Source organism: Nitrosomonas nitrosa (assembly GCF_003051105.1).
GTDB lineage: Bacteria > Pseudomonadota > Gammaproteobacteria > Burkholderiales > Nitrosomonadaceae > Nitrosomonas > Nitrosomonas nitrosa.
This window is the reverse complement of the sequence record NZ_QAOO01000010.1, coordinates 1-17194: the sequence shown is the minus strand read 5'-3', so window position 1 is coordinate 17194 and position 17194 is coordinate 1. Positions and strand designations below refer to the sequence as shown.

Genomic DNA, 17194 nt, shown 5'->3' with positions numbered 1-17194 from the left:
GATGCTGAACAATCCTCCAACTTCATCCTAATCAATGATCATAGAGATGTCTGTGCGCTACGACACAGAAAGCACGGTAATTCTGCAGAAAGGCCCGACTCAGTGATTGCAGCAATTATTGCTGCATTACGCGGTGCGGTGCGCAAGCACCACTCATACTGTCAGCGATTCAGGCGTGGAAAAACGTAGGGTAACAGGCGGTCTGTTTCTTTTTTGACGACGGCATAACACTCGCAGCTCAATTGCTCAAGTCTGGGTCGATCCAGTACCGTGATATGTCCTCGGTTATATTCGATCACGCCAAGTTTTTGCAACTTTCCGGCCGCTTCAGTCACACCTTCGCGGCGCACACCCAGCATGTTGGCAATCAACTCCTGAGTCATCGTCAATTGGTTATCCGGCAGGCGATCTATCGAAAGTAGCAGCCAGCGGCATAGTTGCTGATCGATCGAGTGATGCCGATTGCAAACCGCCGTCTGGGCCATTTGCGTAATCAATGCCTGCGTATAGCGTAGCATCAGTTGCAACAACTCCCCATGGCGATTGAACTCATCCTTGAGCCGCTGCCCCAGCAACCGGTAGGCATAACCGGCGCTTTGCACAACGCCCCTGCTTGGGGTACTTTCACCCCCCATGAATAATGCGATGCCAATGAGACCATCCTTACCCACTACCGAGATTTCCGCCGATGCACCGCTTTCCATCACATAAAGCAGCGATACGATGGCATTGGTCGGAAAATAGACATGGCGCAAGGAATCCCCAGACTCATACAAGACTTTACCAAGCGGTAGCGACACCAGCTCAAGATGAGGAAACAGGCGGTTCTGAGCTTCGACAGACAATGCAGCTAAAAGATGGTTTTGTTGTGGCGCTGGTAACCCAGGCATGTCAGTCTCCGATCAGAAAAGATTGATCAAGATATCACTCAAAAGCCGACTCGCTCTGTACGATGCCGAACATACATACCTTCCATTTACTGCCCCTTGCCATTTCCAAGAAGTAACTAATGACATAGATTACAAAAGATCCAGACACAGCCATTAAGAAATGTAACTCTGCGTGCGCTATCGAACAGACTTAGGTTGACTGCTACACTTAATCTTATCGTCAGCAGATCGCTGCCAAATAATTACTGGAGATATCGTCATGTTAGAAATTATTGCAATAGTTTTAATAGCTTTGTGAATCTTAGAGTTAGTTTCGTCGACTTCCATGGGCGGATTCATACACGTTCTACTGGTCATAGCCATTATCGTGATACTGGTTCGTGTTATTCAAGGCCGGCGTTAATGCCTCATTCTAGGTTCTTTAGAAAATTCCAGCTAAACTAAACTGACGCCTGCTGAAAGTAGGTAGGGTAGCACAGCACGCTTGCAACAAAACATACATTTGTTTCCGTTCTTTCTTCCACTATGCAGATTACTATTTGATCTTGATAGTTGAGGAAAGATGATGATTTTCATTATGTACGGTATCGTACAGACAGCGTTTAATGTCGCTATTAGAATATGAAACGTAAGAAAGCGTCCTATGTTCAGTGGGAATAGCCCAGTGGATACAACCAAAACTAAATTGGAGAAATGATGATGAAACCTAACTACCTTTTGATACTCATAATCACCGCAACAATGCTGGTGTTACCTGCTTGCGACCAACCCAAAACAGGTACTGAAAAAGCAATGGATAACGTTGATGATGCGCTTGACCGACGTCCCGGCGAGAAAGCGCGCGATGCTACTGAAGATGCAGTTGATAAGCTCGAAGATGCCGGTAAAGAAATCAAAGAAAGCGTTAAAGATGCCACCAATTAATCGTCATCACGTCACGTCTATTACAGCATCTTTTCCTGATTTTTGGTATCGTAGATACTAGGCCATACCTAAATAGATTATTTTAGTAGTTGATAAACCAGAGGAGAAGCTCATGGACTATACAGGATTAATCATTTTTATGGTAATCGGCGCAGCAGCAGGTTGGCTAGCTGGAATATTGATGAAAGGTGGTGGTTTTGGTCCCGTGGGTAACATTATTATTGGTATTATCGGTGCCATTGCGGGCGGTCTCATGTTCGGTCTTTTGGGGCTCATCGGTTCAATCGTAACCGCTATGGTCGGAGCCGCATTATTACTATTTCTGGTTTGGATTATCACGAAATCTAAGAATCAATCCTGAATCAATTCTCATAGGAGATACGTTATGAGCACGAAAGACGCATACAAGCAAAAGATAGAAGCCGAGGTTGAACTGGCACAGGCCAAATTGGCAGAACTGAGGGCCGAGGCAAAGAGTTCTGCAGCCGATACTCGTATTAAGTATGAAAAGCAGATAGAAGATCTTGAGCATAAAGTTGATGCTGCAAAGTCTAAATTGAAAGAACTAGGTGAAGCCAGCGAGGATGCGTGGGAGCATCTCAAGGAGGGTGCAGAGAGCGCTTGGGATAAACTAAGCAGCGCTGTTCGAGATACTGCCACAAAGTTGAAAAACAAGTTTAAAGATTAAAATATGCTTGTAAAACCATTCCACGCTAATGCACGTCCCGATTAGCGTGGATATTTACAATTACCGAAGATCCCTGTTCATATCATTACGCTGAGAGGCGAACAGAATTGACTTCCTCTTCTCAAAATTGTGTGTCTTTGACTCTGCTTGATGAAAAATCAAATATTGGCACACGCCGACAGCAGGAACGTTTGCCCCATCAAGCCGCTTTCTACCTGCGCATAGGCCATATCATTAGGCTGTTAGTTAGCATATCGTGACCATCGTGCGTGCAGTACCCGAACGAGAGCAGTCCCAAGGAGAAGAGATTGCGAACAGCATCAGCCACGGGATAGGGCTGGTCGCAGCACTGGTGGCCACCCCATTTCTTATTATGCATGCAGTACAGCACGGAGATACGGGATTCATTGTTGGTGCGAGTCTCTTCGCGGCAACGATGGTGATGCTTTATCTTGCTTCCACCCTCTATCACGCCCTGCCGCAAGGCAAAGCCAAAAGTGTGTTTAAGATTATCGAACACTCAGCGATTTTTCTCCTCATCGCCGGCACCTACACACCGTTCACGCTGGGTGTACTCCATGGCGCATGGGGCTGGACGCTCCTTGGGATCGTCTGGAGCCTTGCCGCAATCGGCGTGGCGCTGAAAGCGTTTGACAAGATGCACAACCCCTTCCTCTCCACCAGTCTTTATCTGCTCATGGGGTGGCTCATTTTGATCGCAATTTATCCGTTGTATACCCGCATACCCCCATCTGGCCTACTTTGGTTGGTTGCAGGGGGTGTGGCCTACACAATTGGCATATTTTTTTTCGCAACCGATTCACGTATTCGATACGGTCACTTTATCTGGCATTTATTTGTAATGGCGGGTACGACATGCCATTATTTCGCAGTGCTCTGGTACGCGGCTTCATAGGGTCAGCGCAATCCCGCGCACGTGATGCGCATCCAGTTGCGCCAACACTTCGATAACGATACGCCCTTCATTTCCAGCACGCAACACCGAGTCGATCGGCGGCAGATGCTCAGCAAATCTTATATCAACCACACTGCCGCGCACTGAGACAACTGCACCCGAATGACTGGGAAAAGTCTCACTCTGCATAGAATTCATGCTGCATGAAATAAGCTATACCGTTCTGCTTCCGAACTTCGATCCCGATACTCCCTAGTCGAGTCCACCAAGCTAGGTCTCGTTCGTCATGAGGCCATCCTTTCACTCCGAGAAAAGACAATTTATTTCCACATGACGTTACGGTCTGCCTTTGCTGCGGCGGTCAGCAATTCAATTAGCGGCTGCGCTCGATTGGCCATGCTCACCACGGGCTCTTCTGCATCCTCATCCTCGGCAGGAGGTGAAGCATCTTGTTGTGCCGCTAAAGCAGCGGTTAACCGACTTAGCGCTTGAGGAACATCTGCTGCCAGAATAGCACCAGGCACGGTTCCGCTGTGCCCCATCATTTTCAACATCACGAGTGCGTCATCCCCAAACATAGTGATATCTGCATAGGCATCGGTTGTAAATGTCACGAGCATATACTTCTCCTGGAATGAGTAACAAAATAAATTTACAGATTCTTGTCAATCGACTGATCGCACTCATGCAATCGTTCCGATATCCTTTATCCTCTCATTTACTAAAATGAAGCGCAACATTCATCATAAAGTTGGTTTTGTGCTTTAAAGCACAGAACCCCGATGCGCGCGATTCTTCTTATTACTTTTACACAAGTATCTGTATCTTCCAGCACCTATCTTCTATGAATTGGCTGATCAAATTTTGACCAACGATCAGCATCAGTGCAAGCACCAGTAATATTGGCAATGCGACTTGCACCATTAGCACTGCTCTCAAACTACCGAATAAGATCGAAAGCCTTATTCTTAGCATTTTGCATACCAGATTTTAATGACACATGCGCCAAAATGACACAACTTAACGCAGTGAGCAAGCCCCCTATATTTTTAGAACAGATGATGAGAAATAATATATTCATTTAATAACATAATGTTATAAATAAAATAACAAAACTGGCATGATTTTGGCTTAAGTATTAATGTCTACATCATTGATTAGGAGAATTTGCATGAAAACATTAATGGTCAGTATTGTTATCATTGTAGCTAGTGTTTAATTACATTAATAGGATCAGTTATTAGCTCATAATAGGCATTATGTCTAGACAGGTAGAGAACTGGCTTAACCCCACCCTGGAACTCACATAGCAGTAGTTTTTAGCCTACAAAAGGAGATTACTGATGTCTACTACCATACACCCCCATATTCCCCATATTTCCCATATTCCCGATATTCCCGATATTCCCGATATTCCCCATATTCCCGATATTCCCAATGACCCACACCAGAACCATCTTCTCGCCGCCCTGCCCGCAGATGAATTGAAACGACTACTTCCCCATTTGCGACTGGTATCGATGCCTCTTGGCAAAATCCTTTGCGGTTCCGGTTGCAAGTCGAATCACGTCTATTTCCCCACCACATTGATCGTATCTCTGCTCTCAATCACACAGTGCGGCCGGTCAGTTGAAATCGCGAGAGTAGGCAGTGAAGGAATAGTTGGGGTAGCCCTCTTTATGGGGGGGGATTCCATGCCACAACTATCCGTGGTACAAAGCGCGGGCTATGCCTACCGACTGAAGGGACAGTTGCTGATACAGGAATTCAATCAGGTTGCGCCAGTAGCGCATCTATTGCTGCGTTATACCCAGGCGCTGCTCACGCAGATTGGGCAAACGGCAGTGTGCAATCGATATCATTCAGTGGAACAGCAGCTCTGCCGCTGGCTGCTGTTGACCCTCGATCGTTTATCATCGAACGAGTTGACAATGACGCATGAATTGATCGCCAATATGCTCGGTGTGCGCCGCGAAGGCGTTACCGAAGCAGCCAGTAAATTGCAACGCGCCGGCCTGATCCATTACCACCGGGGCCACATCACCGTGCTGGATCGACCGCGCCTGGAGACCAGGGTTTGCGAGTGCTATAAAGTGGTCAAAAAAGAATATGATCGGCTCCTTCCTGACATAAGCACAATGTAATCGGTATTGGAAGAAATTTCGCCGTAATATAATCTATTGCAAGCTTAATAGTCGTTGCGTGAGTATTACTCCGACTCTATGAGCTCACAAGTCTCGTTCATCTTGGCTCCCATGTTCTGTACGGCAACGCACAGACTGCAATTGCCGCGCATTGTAAGCTGTGCAATGTAATTGATGCATTTGACACGACCACATCAGACGCAGGTCGAAAACTAAAAATTTTGATGGTATCTTCAGAAGCATCCTATATACCTACCGCGCCGTTTTACTAAACGGCAGACTACCGGCTAACAGATTGGTCACTTGCAATCTTCTAAGGAGAGACAACTGGGTAAATATTTATTGGCGTGGTTACTCGGCGTGCCCACCATCGTATTGGTCATCATTTATATTCTATACAATTGACAGGCTGTTAGGATGTTCTTTACCCTGGCTTATAAACCGAAGCAAACTAAAGGCGTGACACAAATGAACATATTAAAAACATTAACCATCGTAGTGATTTCAATGGTTTTCATTGCTGGACTTCCCGCTTGTGAAAAGAAGAATTCGGCAGAAGCGGTAGGGGAGAAAATAGATGAGACAGCCGAGGAAACGGGTGATATCCTCAATGAAAAGATCATCGATTAAGAAATATTGACGTCATTTCACAGATTAAGCGGCGAACAATACTGACCAGATTTCGACTGAATCATCATGAGCCCCAAACATCTTACCGGTGCAGGATTAGGTTTTCGGCGGGAATTAATTCCTGCGTTAAAGCAGCATGTCCCCGAGGTCATTTCGTTTTTTGAAATTGCACCAGAAAACTGGATTGATATTGGCGGGCGGCCCGAGCGAGAATTGCGCAGCTTTACTGAGCGTTATCCCTTTGTCTGCCACGGGCTGTCTCTTTCCATAGGCGGCCCCCTCCCGCTCGATGAGGTGCTTTTGCACCAGATTCGACAGTTCCTCGACCAGCACCAAATCCTGCTTTATACCGAGCATCTTTCCTATTGTTCCGATGATGGGCATTTATATGATCTGCTTCCCATACCCTTTACCGAGGAGGCCGTCAGATACGTCGCTGCTCGTATTCGCAGAGTACAAGACATCCTAGAACGTCGTATCGCTCTGGAAAATGCTTCCTTTTATTTGCGTGCCCCCATTACCGAGATGGATGAGGTCGACTTTATCCGGGCAGTTTTAACCGAAGCCAATTGCGATTTGCATCTCGATGTCAATAATGTGTATGTCAATGGTGTTAACCACGCCTATGATCCCATCGACTTTATTCGAGCCATGCCAACTGAACGTATTGTCTACATGCATATGGCAGGACACTATAACGAGGCAGCAGATCTGATTATCGACACGCATGGTGCAGATGTCATCGATCCGGTATGGGCGCTGTTGGATGAGACCTATCATTTTCATGGTATAGCTCCCACGCTATTGGAACGCGACTTTAATATTCCCCCTCTGAGTGAATTGATACACGAAGTCGAGCGCATTGCCCAGATTCAGACCCAACATACCCCTATTACCCAAGCTCATGTCCACGCCACTTCCTGAGTTTCAACGCTTTCAATACCAATTCACTGCACATATCCGCGACCCGAAGGCAAACGCCCGCCCAAATGGGATTGAAGCACGACGCATGAAGGTTTACAGAGAACTTGTTTACAACGGCATTGAACACTCCCTCCTGATCTGTTTCCCGGTATTAAGGGAAGTGTTAGGGAAGCGCCGTTGGGCACGGCTGGTACGTGCTTTCCTTGCCAAACATCACTGTCATTCGCCCTTTTTCCGCCAGATACCTGATGAATTCATTCAATTCTTACAGGCAACATGGATCGCCACCACAGAATACCCCAAGTTCATGCTTGAGCTCGCGCATTATGAATGGATGGAACTGGTGCTCTCCATCTCGACACACACCCCTGACTGGGATAGGATTGATCCCGCAGGCGATTTACTTAAACAACGCCCCGCGTTGAATCCAGTCCTCGCCAATCTGCAATATAACTGGCCAGTGCACCGTATCGCCCCACATACTCAGGTAATACCCAAAGATACCTATTTACTGGTATTTCGTGATGTTGACGAGCAGATTCAATTTATTGAAATCAATGCCTTTACTGCTCGCCTGTTAAACCTGCTAGAAACAGCAGAATTTACCGGACAAACTGCGCTCGAAAGAATCGCTGAAGAAAGTCGTTATCCTTCGCTAGATGTTTTGATAATGGGTGGTTTGGCTGTCATGCAAGATCTGTGCATGCGTGGCGCATTGTTGGGTGTTTTGTGTGATAAAGCTCATCCGTAAAGATTACCAGTGTTGTGGCTAGTGCAAACTTGGATGAGTAGAATCTAGATTTGTATACCCCAAAAGAAGTCGAATTGATCCAACCATGAGAGTATTCCCCACGGATCTTGCTGTTCAACCGCCAGAAAATTGGCCGTATCCGAAAAATAACCAACACCTCGTTTAGACAACATAAAACTGATTGCACTGATATAGCAGATAACTTCTGCAAAGCTGGTTTCTCATTTGAATAGGTGTAGCAGAACTTGCATCCTGAACGATACTACCCGACGTAGCGCTAAAATCCATGCTAGACAGGGAATCAATTAACTAATCCATTGAATTGCTGTCAGTACTAGAATTTGCCATCTCATGTCTGAGGTTGTGGAACACCAGCTGTTGCAGCAAGCCCCCCCATGTGGTTGCAACGATACCAGCTACCGTGGCCCCAGCTTGAATTCCACCGACTGATGATTGATCCGATCACCAAAGTTAGTACCGCAGTTGTCAGCGTAGCTACAGCCCAAGCCAAGAAACCGTAAGCGGGATCACGTTAGTGGACCTCATCCGTATTTATTACTCCAATCCATCTCGTTATCAATCTTCTAGCAAGGTGACTGACGAGCAAATCCGGCAGTAATAAGTCATTTTTTACTCCAATTAAAATTATATGCTCATGTCATTACGCCCGTAGCCCCAGGAATAGCTTAGCTTTACTGGGTTACTTTGATGATGTGCCCTATTCCCTTATTCTCTTATTCTCTTATTCTCTTATTCTCTTAATAAGCCTACCCGGCAATTGATCCGAGATTATCTGTTGTTCTACGAATATTTTCATGGCGATGATGGTTCGGGACTGGACGCCAGCCATCAAACCGGTTGGACTGGTACGCTGGCTTCCCTATTGACGATTTTTGGTTCGCTCGATCGCGAGGAGTTGCTCAAGAATGGCATGCAGGAAGTTGTCGCGACTTTAGCCGATTCGCCCGATGACACACCCGAGCAAATAAGGTAATGTGATGGAGATTTCTAACTATCCTTCACTTTATCAAATCAATACTCGGGTTCGGCATCGGCGATTCCTTAGCCAGGTTGACCAAGCAGTCGGCATCGATAGTTGGCCAGACAGCGAATGGCAAGGCATTGCCAAGCAAGGTTTTGATTGGGTTTGGCTCTTGGATATTTGGCAAATCGGCAAGGCCGGAGGCAGCATTTCCCGCAGCCATGAAGCTTGGCAAGAAGGCTTTCGTGCCAATCTTGTCGATTTGTCCGAAAGCGATATCTGCGGCTCCTGCTTCGCAGTCGTGCGTTATCAGACAACCGAAGAATTGGGTGGAGATGAGGCGTTGGCCCACGTGCACAAACAGCTAAACCAATGCAGGTTGCGGTTGATACTCGATTTCGTACCGAATCACACCGCACTCGATCACCCCTGGGTTCAGAAACACCCGGAATTTTATATCCAAGGCTCGACTCAGGATATCGATCGCGAACCGCAAAATTATATCGCGCTCGAAACTAACCAAGGCAGGCGGGTATTCGCTTACGGTCGCGATCCTTATTTCAACGGCTGGCCAGATGTGCTACAGCTGGATTACAGCCAGTCAGCCCTGCAAGCTGCGATGATTGATGAATTGCTCGCGATCGCGCCGCGATGGCGTGCGCAGCGATATGGCGATGCTGATTTTACCGGAAGTCTTCGAGAGAACCTGGGGGGGAAAACGATAGAGCCGTTTTGGCCCAAGGCGATTACAGCGGTGCGGAAACGTTTTCCCGATTTCGTGTTGCTTGCAAAGGTTTATTGGGACCTTGAATGGACGCTACAACAACAAGGCTTCGATTTTACTTATGACAAGCGACTTTACGATAGGCTCAGAGCTCGAGTCGGCTATCCGGTGCGTGAACATCTTGGCGCCGGTCTCGATTTTCAGCAAAAACTGGCACGATTCCTCGAAAATCACGACGAGCCGCGCGCTGCAGAAACGTTTCCGCATGAAATCCATAAAGCAGCAGCGATCATTACGTTTCTAGCACCGGGTTTGCGGTTTTTTCATGATGGGCAATTAGCAGGAAAAAGTGTGCATATTCCGATTCATCTGTGTCGAGGTCCGGATGAAGCCGTCGATAAAGAGTTGAGCGAGTTTTACAGTGGTCTGCTGCAGACTTTACAAAAGCCGGTGTTTCGGCACGGGAAATGGGTTTTGGCGAAATGCTGTCCGAACGAACAAGGCAACGAGTCTTGGGAGCATTTCATCATTTATTGCTGGCAAGATGAAGGTAAAGTAACTTGGATTGCCGTGAACTACGCGGCACATCCCGGACAATGTCGGGTCGTTTGGCAGGAGCCGCCAATTAACGAAAACCCGCAGCAAGACCTGATGAGTTCAAAGTCGCCAGCCCTGCGCATCGAAATAAATGCAGAGCAAATGTTGCTCGATTTTCCTGCGTGGGGCTATCATGTATTTACGCTGCAGAATAGATGAGGATCTCGGAATCGGATATGCAATCATCGACCAGAAACCAGCATAGCGCCGGGCGCATCTTGATCATCGGTGGTGTTTCTGGTAGCGGTAAATCAACGGTTGGCAAAGCACTTGCCGAGCGTTTGAGTTGGCCTTTCATCGAAGGCGACATGTTTCATTCCGAAGCGAATATCAAAAAAATGCGCCGTAACGAGCCTCTGGACGATGACGATCGAAGACCCTGGTTGAGTCGCTTGCACAACGAAATAACCCGTTATCTCGATAAAGGCAGGTCGGCGGTGCTGGCTTGTTCAGCATTGAAAGCAAATTACCGCAAGATATTGCGCGGAACTGAGAGTAATGTGAATTTTGTATTCTTGATTGGTGACCGCGAAGACCTGCATCAACGCCTGGTGTCGCGACAGAATCATTTCATGGGGGCAGATTTGCTCGATAGCCAACTCGCCGCTTTGAAATTAACGGACGACATCCTTTTAATAAATAGCGATCAACCGGTCGAGACAATAGTTGATTCGATTTCAAACTGGTTGATTTCGCTGGAGAACGAGAATGATGGAGCATAAGACCGAGACTCTGTTGACCGGGCTGGCTTTTCCAGAAGCACCTCGTTGGCACGGTGATCGCTTATGGTTTACCGATCAGCATGCACGGCGAGTTATGACTGTTAAACTCGACGGACAGGCAGAATGCATACTGGAAACCGACGATCTACCGGGCGGACTAGCTTGGTTACCTGACGGAACACCCTTAGTTGTCGCGATGACCGAGCGGGCCGTTTATCGTATCGGAAATCAAGCATGGACCCGGTATGCTGATCTATCCGTACTGGCGCCGTATCATTGCAACGACATGATCGCAACAGCTGATGGGCGTGTTTATGTCGGTAACTTCGGTTATGATTTACATGGAGGGGCGCCACAGACCAGGACCTGTCTGATAGCGGTCGAAGTGAACGGTAGTTGTCGGATCGCGGCTGAAGATTTGCTTTTTCCTAACGGTTGTGTAATCACCCCGGATGGAACGACACTAGTCGTCGCCGAAACCTTCGCATCACGCTTGACTGCATTCACGATCGGCGACGACGGATTACTCTATGATGCCCGGATTTGGGCCGATTTAGGCCGGATTACGCCAGACGGGATTTGTCTTGATGCCGAGGGCGCCATTTGGGTTGCCAGTCCCGGTACCGGCGAAGTGATCCGGGTCGAACGAGGCGGTAAGGTATTGGCTCGCATCAAACCGGTGGGTGTGCCTTATGCTTGCATGTTGGGCGGTCCGAAGCGCCGAATGTTGTTCATAACAACTTCTGAAACTGACGATCCCAACAAAGCTAATATTCTGAAATCGGGACGCATTGAAATAACCGAAACAGCGATATCGGGCATGGGGTTGCCGTGATTTTTTTATGAAAGTATAGAAATGGACAGAGAATTATGCCGCATATAATCGAGAAGTCACTGGTCGGGCAACGTGCGCTTGTTACCGGTGGAAATTCAGGTATTGGTGCTGCAATTGCGCTCGCATTGGCTGAAGCGGGTGCGCGGGTGGCAATTAACTATTTATCAAATGTTGAGGAAGCACAGGCGCTGGTAGCTGAAATTCAGACCTCAGGCGGTGAAGCGATTACGATTCAAGCGGATGTCAGCCAAGAAGATCAAGTAATCGCAATGTTTCAACAGGTCATTGAAACTTGGGGGAGTCTCGATATATTGGTCGCTAATGCGGGCATTCAACAGTATGCGCCATTTGTTGACATGACTTTGGCCCAATGGGATTCAGTCATGGCAGTCAATCTTACCGGCCAGTTTTTGTGCGCCCGCGAAGCAGTCAAGGAATTTCTTCGCCGAGGAGTTGTGCCGGAATTATCCTGTGCGACCGGCAAGATTGTTTGTACTTCCTCGGTGCATGACATCATTCCTTGGGCAGGCCATGTAAACTATGCTGCCTCAAAAGGTGGATTGCTGATGTTCATGAAAAGCTTGGCGCAGGAAGTTGCCCACATGAAAATTAGAGTCAACGCTGTGTCGCCAGGCGCTATTCGTACGCCGATTAATCGAAGCGCCTGGGAAACCCCTGAAATGGAAGCAAATTTGTTGAAGCTGATTCCCTATGAGCGTATTGGTGATCCTGCAGATGTCGCTCAAGCCGTAGTGTGGCTCGCTTCTGATGCTTCTGATTATGTGGTTGGTGCTACGTTGTATATTGATGGCGGCATGACGCTCTATCCGGGATTTCGCGAGGGTGGGTAAGCGCTATTTTGTCTGATAGACGAGTATGGCTATCGCTGAATGAACCCTGCTAGAACTGACTGTCTTGTCCAGGTTCTAAAATCTAACTAACCCTGTTTCTATCACTCAGGCCCGTTATCAGCAATTGAGCGAATTGCTCCGCCACAATCGGCCGGCTGAAAAAATAACCTTGCCCCTCTTCGCAGTGCTGTACCTTTAGAAAAGCGAGCTGCTCCCATTTTTCCACCCCTTCAGCGGTTACATGCTGCTTGAGGCTTGCACCCATTGCGATAACTGCAGACACGATAACACCATTGTTACCATTGTCGTGCCCAATTTCCTGTACGAATGCCGGGGCGATTTTGAGTGTATCGATCGAAAACTGATGGAGATAGTTTACACTGGAACAGCCTGTACCAAAATCATCGATGACCAGTTTCACCCCTATGGTCTTGAGTTGGTGAAGTATCGTGATACTGGATTCAACATCACGCATCAAGATGCTTTCAGTAATTTCCAACTGCAAACGCTGGGGATTGAGCCCGGTTTCGTTAAGAATCGTATATACCGAATTGGCAAAATCTTTGAGACGGAATTCTACTGCCGAAATATTCACAGCGATCGAATCCAGCCTAAGCCCTGTTTCTTCCCAGCGTTTCGCCTGCATACACGCTTCACGTAACACCCAACGGCCAATCGGTATTATCAAGCCACTATCTTCCGCAATTTGCACAAAACGCTCCGGCATCACTAAACCCCATTCTGGATGCAGCCACCGTAACAATGCCTCTGCACCGGTAATCATGCCAGTTTCCAAGTTGACTTTGGGTTGGTAGTGCAAGATGAACTCATTGCGCTCGAGTGCGTCCCGCAAATAGCCCTCGATCGCCAACCGCTCAGCCGTGCGCGTATTCATTTCATCCTTGAAAAATTGATAATTATTGCGCCCCTTTTCTTTAGCATGATACATCGCGATATCGGCACTCTTGATCAATGCCTCGGCATCCTCACCATCAGTAGGAAAGATACTGATGCCAATGCTGGTCGTCACATGGAGCGTATGGCCAGCTATCAAATGAGGTGCTGCCAGAGCAGTCAGCAACTTTTCAGCGGTTAATGCGGCATCTTGTGCATGCTTATCTTGCATTACCACTATCACGAACTCATCACCACCCAGTCGGCTCACCGTATCGGAACCACGCACGCTATCACACAACCTTTTCGCAATGGATTGCAGCAACTTGTCCCCTACGCCATGCCCAAGCGTATCATTGATGTGCTTAAAATTATCCAAATCCAGAAAAAGCAGCGCTAAATGCGTGCCCCGCCTTTTCGCCATAGCAATCGCCTGGGTGATGCGATCATTGAGCAACATGCGGTTCGGCAAGTTGGTCAGGGTATCATGTTGCGCCAGATAGGCCATTTTTGCCGCCATTACTTGTATCGCCGTAATACCGTGGAATACGATCACCGATCCGATGGATCTTCCAGCATTATCGTGAACAAGCGCCGCTGAAACACCAACTACCGCCTTGCGGCCATCCCGCCTAATCAAATGAGTATTCGCATCGGTCAGAGTCAATGATTTGCCGCGCCGTACGATCCATTCGACAGGGTTATCAACTAGTTGACGCGTTTCATCATCGATGAGCCGCATGATTTCATTGATATGATGCCCCTGCGCTTCATTTCTAGACCATCCTGTCAACCCTTCTGCTGCAGCGTTCATGAAACTAACTTTGCCTGCCACATCGGTATAGATCACCGCGTCGCTGATAAAGCTGAGTGTAATTTCTGTACGTCTTTTTTCTATATAAAGCAACGCCTCTGCCGCCTTGCGCAAGATGATATTACGCAATGACTGAGGGACCAGATTGCTATCAAGGTGTTCTTTGGATAGATAAGCTTGTACACCACGCTGCATCATTTCGGCCGTAAGCATTTCGTTATTCGTGGTACAAAGAGGGATAATAGGAATCTGGGATGAGACCGCAAATAACTTATCTAGTGTTGCAATACCCTGACTATCAGGCAGCGATAGATCTACCAGAATTGCGTCGACAGCCCCGGCGCGTAAACGCTCAAGCCCGCTGGATAAATGTTTCACCCATTCAATATTGAAGGCATCCTCGTTCGCTTGCGTCAGCACATCATGCAATAACTTCGCATCAGTGTCATTATCCGTAATAATCAGAATTGTATTCAAACCAGATCCTCCAGTTAAACCAAACGGAGTGGATAGATAGTCTTACTACCAGAAAACATTGCCATTGATTCAGTAAATTACTGCCTTACTCAAAGCATGACACATCGCCGCTTACCGATCGAATCAAGCAATTTGCACCAAAACCAGCGTTCGCAAGAGATGCACGTAAATCTTATAGCAGAGATTGTATTATTATTCATCATCATAATATTATGATCTACCAGGGATCCAGGCAGATTATTGTTTAAATAGTTGACCCAACCAGCCGGATTATCCTTTCTCACGAGAATAGATTTACTCATGGCTGATGAGATAGCATTGGGTCGATACGTTTCCACGATAAAAAACGATCGTACAATAACTGACAGTTTATTTATTTTGATACAAATGAGAAGTAGTATGGAAGTGGACTAAAGTACATTAAATACGGATAGGGCATTCCTCTCGCAAATAGCTGATACAGGGCACTTCCTCAGCTCTATTTCACGATGTCTTGAAACTCTGGCAGCCGACCAGAAAATCCGAAAACTAATGATCAATCAAAAATGTAGCCAGACAAAAAGAGACCGGGAAAAATAAATACAAAACCGAGGGGGGCATGATGAAAATTGATTCTGATCGTATTTTGATGAGTACGATAAAAGTATTAAGTCTTCAATTAGTCATCGCAAGCTTATTGTTTAGGGTGGCCACTGCAAACGCCACAATACCTGATGATTCTTATATCGCTGGCTACGCTACTGCCGTACTCAAGCATGCATTCAAGATCGATGCGCCCTCCCTAACGGTACAGAATGGCAATATCACCATTCCAGCCGATAAAGTTGCAGCAGACGATCATGTCAAAATAATGCAGACACTTTCGGAAATACCCGGTGTCAACCATGTCGCAATCGCTGAACGTACCGCTCATCAATTTCCACCGACTTCTCCAGTGTCGGAAGAAGCCATCACCGAGGAAGGCATTCCGACTACAGGCCATGCAATGCTTGCGACCGGCATATTGCCCGAAGGCCATCTATTCAAACCACTACTGGCCGATCCAAGGTGGGCGCATTTCTCAGCGACCTATCGTAACTATATCGGTAATAATGTCGACGGCAATAATAATGGCGCAGTCAGCTTCGGCGAAACGATCCCGTTTTACCGCGCCAACATAGGCCAATCCATGGTGCAATGGGAAGCAGGACTTCAGGCTGGCGTCTTCAGCGACTTTAATCTGGACGCCCCCTCATCCGATCTTGTCAACACAGATTTTATCGCAGCCGCGTATGCCAGCTTACGCGCGCGGCAGGCATCCGCTTTTGCCCGTGTCTACCACCAAAGCTCTCATCTCGGCGATGAGTTTCTGTTAAGAAAGCTCACTAGTCTGGAGCGCATCAATCTCAGTTTTGAAGCAGCCGATCTCAGGCTTTCTTATGAACTGCCTTATGGCGTGCGTGTTTATGGCGGCGGCGGCGGCATTTTCCGCAAGCAGCCCTCATCGATCAGACCTTGGTACATTCAGTATGGCATAGAATTCCGCAGTCCATGGCGCCTCGAAATAGCTTCCATGCGGCCAGTCCTGGCAGTAGACATCAAGAATCACGAGCAAAACAATTGGAATGCCGATGTTTCAGCGAGAGCCGGTTTTCAGTTTGACAATTTACAAACCTTCGACAGAAGGCTTCAATTTCTTATCGAATACTTCCACGGTAATTCCCCAACCGGACAGTTTTTTACAGAGAAAGTCGAGTATCTCGGCATCGGTGCACATTATCATTTCTAGCCGTCTTTCCAGCCTTGACTCGAACACATGAATCTAGTCGAAGGATCCGCATATAAAGAGATATCTCATTGCACATATGAAATTGATCACAATGATAAAAATATTCGTAAGGTTAATACTGAATTAAGCGATACCTGCCGTTAGCGCTATTTGCTCCCTTGTATTTTGGTTTATTGCATGACGCTGTTGCCAGCAGATGAGTAAATTGCTCTGGGGCAATCGCTCGACAGAGAAAATAACCTTGTCCTTCTTCGCAATGCTGTCTCTTCAGAAAGGCTAATTGTTCCAGCTTTTCCACACCCCCAGTTCCTGTTGCTTTGCCGTTAGCGGACCTAATTCTTCAGATAACCAGGGAAATAACGAACTTTGTATGCTTAATCAAGTTTGTGATAAAGTTTCTCGCAGCCTTTTCATTTGTTGATGATTTTCGAGTCTTTGACAATTCAACTTTATCACTTATGGATAGGCTACTTCCTCTTTTTTTGGCCATCCGTACCATTAATTCAGCTTAATTCTTGAATTTTGCAAGTTCCTCGTGGTACCAAAGAAACAAAAATGCGTGACCAGTTACAAACACTGGTCACGCAATAGGGTGGGTTACTTCAAAAGATTATAGTTATTAAAATTCTTGTCAGTTTGTTGCGGATGAGGTTGTTTTATTGC

General features: G+C 47.0%; 21 protein-coding genes. 15 read left to right on the top strand and 6 right to left on the bottom strand.

Annotated elements, in window-relative coordinates; translation table 11 throughout:
- Positions 1–161: 161 nt before the first annotated feature.
- The gene (locus C8R30_RS07140) at positions 162–890 is read right to left on the bottom strand and encodes a Crp/Fnr family transcriptional regulator (RefSeq protein ID WP_107789861.1); all 729 of its coding nucleotides are present in this window, start codon (positions 888–890) and stop codon (positions 162–164) included.
- A gap of 298 nt (positions 891–1188) precedes the next feature.
- Here C8R30_RS07140 and C8R30_RS07135 point away from each other — a divergent pair, with 298 nt between their 5' ends.
- From C8R30_RS07135 to trhA, 5 genes are all read left to right on the top strand, one after another.
- The gene (locus C8R30_RS07135; protein ID WP_258191963.1) at positions 1189–1293 is read left to right on the top strand and encodes a lmo0937 family membrane protein; all 105 of its coding nucleotides are present in this window, start codon (positions 1189–1191) and stop codon (positions 1291–1293) included.
- Between the two features lie 290 nt (positions 1294–1583).
- A complete protein-coding gene (locus C8R30_RS07130; protein WP_218143451.1) occupies positions 1584–1814 on the top strand; it encodes a hypothetical protein in 231 nt (76 codons plus the stop codon).
- Positions 1815–1926: 112 nt separating this feature from the next.
- Positions 1927–2175 carry a GlsB/YeaQ/YmgE family stress response membrane protein gene (locus C8R30_RS07125; RefSeq protein ID WP_107783706.1) on the top strand — a complete coding sequence of 83 codons (249 nt, stop codon included), beginning with the start codon at positions 1927–1929 and terminating at the stop codon, positions 2173–2175.
- Positions 2176–2199: 24 nt separating this feature from the next.
- Positions 2200–2502, top strand: a complete 303-nt coding sequence (locus C8R30_RS07120; RefSeq protein WP_107783705.1) for a sll1863 family stress response protein — start codon at positions 2200–2202, stop codon at positions 2500–2502.
- 265 nt (positions 2503–2767) lie between these two features.
- Entirely contained in the window at positions 2768–3418 is a 651-nt protein-coding gene (gene trhA / locus C8R30_RS07115) for a PAQR family membrane homeostasis protein TrhA (RefSeq protein ID WP_258191958.1), read from the top strand.
- Here the strand turns inward: trhA and C8R30_RS07110 are convergent.
- Both C8R30_RS07110 and C8R30_RS07105 read right to left on the bottom strand, forming a co-directional pair.
- On the bottom strand, positions 3413–3607 hold the full coding sequence (locus C8R30_RS07110; RefSeq protein WP_258191957.1) for a hypothetical protein: 195 nt from the start codon (positions 3605–3607) through the stop codon (positions 3413–3415). The two genes, trhA and C8R30_RS07110, sit on opposite strands and share 6 nt — an antisense overlap.
- 131 nt (positions 3608–3738) lie before the next feature.
- Positions 3739–4038, bottom strand: coding sequence for a DUF1840 domain-containing protein (locus tag C8R30_RS07105; protein WP_107789859.1), 300 nt, complete (start codon positions 4036–4038; stop codon positions 3739–3741).
- Positions 4039–4761: 723 nt separating this feature from the next.
- Here C8R30_RS07105 and C8R30_RS07100 point away from each other — a divergent pair.
- From C8R30_RS07100 to C8R30_RS07085, 4 genes are all read left to right on the top strand, one after another.
- Positions 4762–5562, top strand: a complete 801-nt coding sequence (locus C8R30_RS07100; protein ID WP_107789858.1) for a Crp/Fnr family transcriptional regulator — start codon at positions 4762–4764, stop codon at positions 5560–5562.
- Between the two features lie 468 nt (positions 5563–6030).
- Complete coding sequence (locus C8R30_RS15855; RefSeq protein ID WP_181258715.1) at positions 6031–6192, top strand: hypothetical protein; 162 nt, start codon at positions 6031–6033, stop codon at positions 6190–6192.
- 66 nt (positions 6193–6258) lie between these two features.
- Entirely contained in the window at positions 6259–7116 is an 858-nt protein-coding gene (locus C8R30_RS07090; protein WP_107789856.1) for an HvfB family MNIO-type RiPP peptide maturase, read from the top strand.
- Positions 7097–7867, top strand: a complete 771-nt coding sequence (locus C8R30_RS07085; protein WP_107789855.1) for an HvfC family RiPP maturation protein — start codon at positions 7097–7099, stop codon at positions 7865–7867. The genes C8R30_RS07090 and C8R30_RS07085 overlap by 20 nt, the downstream gene beginning before the upstream one ends.
- Before the next feature lie 44 nt (positions 7868–7911).
- On the opposite strand, the gene C8R30_RS16395 is transcribed toward C8R30_RS07085, so the two are convergent.
- Positions 7912–8040, bottom strand: coding sequence for a hypothetical protein (locus tag C8R30_RS16395; protein ID WP_258191956.1), 129 nt, complete (start codon positions 8038–8040; stop codon positions 7912–7914).
- 605 nt (positions 8041–8645) lie between these two features.
- Here C8R30_RS16395 and C8R30_RS07080 point away from each other — a divergent pair.
- Genes C8R30_RS07080 through C8R30_RS07060 form a run of 5 tightly spaced genes read left to right on the top strand, consistent with a single transcriptional unit; the run spans position 8646 to position 12578 of the window.
- The gene (locus C8R30_RS07080) at positions 8646–8861 is read left to right on the top strand and encodes a hypothetical protein (RefSeq protein ID WP_244888045.1); all 216 of its coding nucleotides are present in this window, start codon (positions 8646–8648) and stop codon (positions 8859–8861) included.
- A 4-nt stretch (positions 8862–8865) separates the two neighbouring features.
- A complete protein-coding gene (locus C8R30_RS07075; protein WP_219908826.1) occupies positions 8866–10329 on the top strand; it encodes an alpha-amylase family protein in 1464 nt (487 codons plus the stop codon).
- Between the two features lie 17 nt (positions 10330–10346).
- Positions 10347–10892 carry a gluconokinase gene (locus C8R30_RS07070; RefSeq protein WP_107789894.1) on the top strand — a complete coding sequence of 182 codons (546 nt, stop codon included), beginning with the start codon at positions 10347–10349 and terminating at the stop codon, positions 10890–10892.
- Positions 10879–11727 (top strand): SMP-30/gluconolactonase/LRE family protein, encoded by an 849-nt coding sequence (locus tag C8R30_RS07065; RefSeq protein ID WP_204800183.1) that lies wholly within the window; start codon positions 10879–10881, stop codon positions 11725–11727. Before C8R30_RS07070 ends, C8R30_RS07065 begins: the two co-directional genes overlap by 14 nt.
- 35 nt (positions 11728–11762) lie before the next feature.
- On the top strand, positions 11763–12578 hold the full coding sequence (locus C8R30_RS07060; RefSeq protein WP_107789854.1) for a glucose 1-dehydrogenase: 816 nt from the start codon (positions 11763–11765) through the stop codon (positions 12576–12578).
- Positions 12579–12660: 82 nt separating this feature from the next.
- Here C8R30_RS07060 and C8R30_RS07055 read toward each other — a convergent pair whose 3' ends face one another.
- The gene (locus C8R30_RS07055; protein ID WP_107789853.1) at positions 12661–14763 is read right to left on the bottom strand and encodes an EAL domain-containing protein; all 2103 of its coding nucleotides are present in this window, start codon (positions 14761–14763) and stop codon (positions 12661–12663) included.
- Between the two features lie 601 nt (positions 14764–15364).
- Here C8R30_RS07055 and C8R30_RS07050 point away from each other — a divergent pair.
- A complete protein-coding gene (locus C8R30_RS07050) occupies positions 15365–16531 on the top strand; it encodes a DUF1207 domain-containing protein (protein ID WP_258191962.1) in 1167 nt (388 codons plus the stop codon).
- A 112-nt stretch (positions 16532–16643) separates the two neighbouring features.
- Here C8R30_RS07050 and C8R30_RS15850 read toward each other — a convergent pair whose 3' ends face one another.
- Entirely contained in the window at positions 16644–16829 is a 186-nt protein-coding gene (locus C8R30_RS15850; protein ID WP_177182321.1) for a hypothetical protein, read from the bottom strand.
- Between the last annotated feature and the right edge of the window lie 365 nt (positions 16830–17194).